This window comes from Methylosinus sp. R-45379 (assembly GCF_001644125.1).
Taxonomy (GTDB): domain Bacteria; phylum Pseudomonadota; class Alphaproteobacteria; order Rhizobiales; family Beijerinckiaceae; genus Methylosinus.
The window spans coordinates 1-2,968 of record NZ_LUUM01000039.1; the positions used below are offsets into that span (position 1 = coordinate 1).

Annotated in this window: 4 protein-coding genes and 1 pseudogene; 2 read left to right on the top strand and 3 right to left on the bottom strand. The window is 58.5% G+C overall.

What is annotated here, in order from left to right:
• Positions 1–94: 94 nt before the first annotated feature.
• Both A1351_RS02465 and A1351_RS02470 read right to left on the bottom strand, forming a co-directional pair.
• On the bottom strand, positions 95–370 hold the full coding sequence (locus A1351_RS02465) for a hypothetical protein (protein WP_024881646.1): 276 nt from the start codon (positions 368–370) through the stop codon (positions 95–97).
• Positions 367–789 (bottom strand): putative toxin-antitoxin system toxin component, PIN family, encoded by a 423-nt coding sequence (locus tag A1351_RS02470; RefSeq protein WP_024881645.1) that lies wholly within the window; start codon positions 787–789, stop codon positions 367–369. The genes A1351_RS02465 and A1351_RS02470 overlap by 4 nt, the downstream gene beginning before the upstream one ends.
• 327 nt (positions 790–1,116) lie before the next feature.
• Between A1351_RS02470 and A1351_RS02475 the strand changes: the two genes are divergently transcribed.
• Positions 1,117–2,235: an RHE_PE00001 family protein gene (locus tag A1351_RS02475; protein WP_064032056.1), complete on the top strand. Its 1,119-nt coding sequence runs from the start codon at positions 1,117–1,119 to the stop codon at positions 2,233–2,235.
• Between the two features lie 36 nt (positions 2,236–2,271).
• Positions 2,272–2,490: a hypothetical protein gene (locus A1351_RS24325; RefSeq protein ID WP_134188309.1), complete on the top strand. Its 219-nt coding sequence runs from the start codon at positions 2,272–2,274 to the stop codon at positions 2,488–2,490.
• On the opposite strand, the pseudogene A1351_RS23570 reads toward A1351_RS24325, so the two are convergent.
• Positions 2,472–2,968: pseudogene (locus tag A1351_RS23570) on the bottom strand (glutathione S-transferase family protein); the annotation flags it as partial. The gene A1351_RS24325 and the pseudogene A1351_RS23570 overlap by 19 nt on opposite strands.

Sequence of the window (2,968 nt, forward strand, 5' to 3'; positions counted from 1 at the left end):
TCTGCGCGTCCGTGACCTGATCCTCGGTCGAGACGCGGGCGTAGCCGATCAGGGCCATTCGCCCTGGTTTCCTTCCGACGAAATCAGCAACGGACTATTTGCGAGCCGTTCGATAAGCTTCAGGAATCTCGTCGTCCGTAACCGGCGGCGCGCCGCCCTCGCGGCGCATGATCTGGTCGAAGGCGCTCCAATCGGTCCAGCCTTTCTTTTCCGCGAAATAGCGAGCGGTCCGTAACGCCGAAACCTTTTCGGCCACCGCCGAAGCGACGAACTGGTTGAGGCTCGTGCCATCCTCGGCTGCAATCTTTTCGGCTTCGGCCTTCATCGAAGCGGGGAGCCGAAGAGCATAAGCGGCGGTTTTGGTTTTCATTGCACTTTCCTCATCAGCGTATCTCTCGGCGTGAGAACCTCGATGCCAAAGCGCTCTCGCACCAGTCCGAAGTCACGTAAATTGAACGTAACGATCGTTGCGGCCTGCCCATTCACAGCCGCCTCGAGCACCAATTCGTCGCCCGGATCTCGCAATTGCGGCCTCCAAAGGAACCAAATTTCGACCGGTTCGATCAGATCTATGATCGCGTCGAGAAACTGACAGACCTCTTTCGTCGACAGGCCGGCCGCTTTGCGGTGTTCGTCGCGCAGACACACGGCCTCATATTCGATTGCGAGGGCGGCGCTGGCCAGAAGCTGGATCTGTCCTCGACGCGCAAGTCTGAGAAGCTCGGCGGAGGCTCCGCTTGGGCTTCGGAGTGCTGCGATCAGGGCGTTCGTATCCAGAACCAATCTCATTGCTGTGACGATATCATATCGCCCATGATGTGATCAATAGGCATAATTTCAATTGTGATGAATATCAATAATCGGTCGTTTGAAACCGCATCCGACGGCAGAAGTTCGCCGCCGCGACATAGTGGTGAGCAGAAGAAAGGCCCGCAAAACAGCTCCTTTCGTCGATTTGCGGGCCGAAAGCTCGTCTCCAGAGCCGTTCCGAGGCTTGCTTTCGGCTGCTACGGCGACGCATTTCGATCCGGTCAGCGAAGGCGAAAATGGCATCGTCTATCACTAAAGCTAAATTGGAGATAAGTTGATAGTCGTCTTGATTCGTACAGGATTAAAATGGGATTAGCTCTTCCCGCCTCTGTTTCATTCGAGCGCCTGCAAGCGCCCTTCGAGAGCGCGTCCGACGCCCTCGCGCGTTTCGACGAGCGGCTTCGCTCGAGTCCCGTCGCCGAAGCATTCGTTCTCCGCGCGCATTTCCATGACGCCTGCGCCGCTTTGTGGTGCGCCGGCGAATTCGTGCAGCTCGAAGACCTCGTCCTTCATGACGCCGGAACGGACGTGCGCACGCCGACGCACGAACTCGTGCGAGCCCATGCTGTGCTGCTCACGCGTCGTCGCATAGCTGATCGCGAACCGGGTTGGGCGCTGACGATCGAGGGACTCGCTGGTCTGCGGGGCGTGTCGCGACCACAGGGTATTCTCCTCGAGGCGACCGCGGCCGGGTCGGGAGCCCTCGAGGACGAAGACGCGGTGGAGGATGAGCTTGAGACCGTGTGGCGATCCTCGTCGGGGGAATTCGACGAAATCGACGAACTACTGGCGCGAACGTCGCGTTTGGCAGAGCGCATCGCGCCGGTCCAGCGGAAGCGGGACGACTCGGGTTTGGTTTACGATGAGGATTGGGACGAGGAGGGCCGCCTCGCCGAATGGCGGGAGCGTCTGGGCGACATGACCAATCTTCCGCCCTTGATGACTGCAGGCGCCGCGCTCGACGCTTGGGAAGAGATAGAGCCCCTGCAACACAGCCCATGGCTCGGATCCTTGCTCGTCGCGGACTTGCTACGGCGCCGGGGAAAAACGCTGCATCATCTATCGGCGCTACAAGCAGGATTTCGGCACGCCAAATATCGGAGGAGTCGGCAAAGTGATCTCGAATCTCGAATGATAGCCTTTGCGCGGGCGGTCGAACTCATGGCAAAGGCGGATTCGAAGGAACTCGACAGATTGACGCTCGCGCGTGAGCTCCTACTCAGAAAATGCAAAGACCGTAGAACGAATTCAAGGCTGCCGCGGTTTGTCGACCTGTGTCTGGAGTCGCCGGTCGTCACCGTCCCTTTCGTCGCCAAAGAACTCCGAATGTCGCAGCAAGCAGCGACCACGATGATAGACGAACTCTCGTCGAACCTTCGCGAGTTGACTGGACGAAGACGATACAGGGCTTGGGCTGTTATATAAAAGTGTGAAGCGATGGCAAATGTGTGATGGTTGGGCATGTATGAATTGCCGATGGGTTTCGACGCCGATCGGCGTTTTAAACCGCTGAAATTTGCGCTCCGCGGGGGACAAAGCCGGGTGCTTGTTCAAGCCAAATTCCGCACGGTGGGCAAAGAGCGGACTTCCGATTTTTTGAATGCGCGGCGAACCGCTCGAGCGGAGTATTGCGAACAGTTCGAAAGAGGTGTCGAGACTGGTCATGAGACGCCTGCCTGATGATGATGGCGAGGCTCGACCGGAGCATCGAAATCGCGTCGTGGGCCGATTGGAACGACTCCACTCGGATTCAGCCAGGGATGGCTGCTATAATAATGGCCCTTGATGTGACCGAAATCGACGGTCGGGCGGATCGCCGGGTGCTGGTAGAGCGCCCGCGTGTAGCGCCAGAGAGCGGGATAATCGACCAGCGCCCGCAAATTGCATTTGAAGTGGCCGTAATAGACCACATCGAACCGCACCAGCGTCGTGGGCGTCGATCTCGCTGCGCAGCTCGGCGGGATAATAGTCGCCTTCCGCCGCGCCTATGCGATCGAAGGCGCTGTTGAACATCCGCAGAATCTCTGCCGATTCGTTGGAAACGACTTTGCGGCTGTCCTTGTCCCAGAGCACCGGAACGGTTACGCGCGAGCTGCAGTCCGGCTCGGACAATGTGTAGAGCTGATGCAGCCATTGCACGCCATTCACAGTGTCGGGA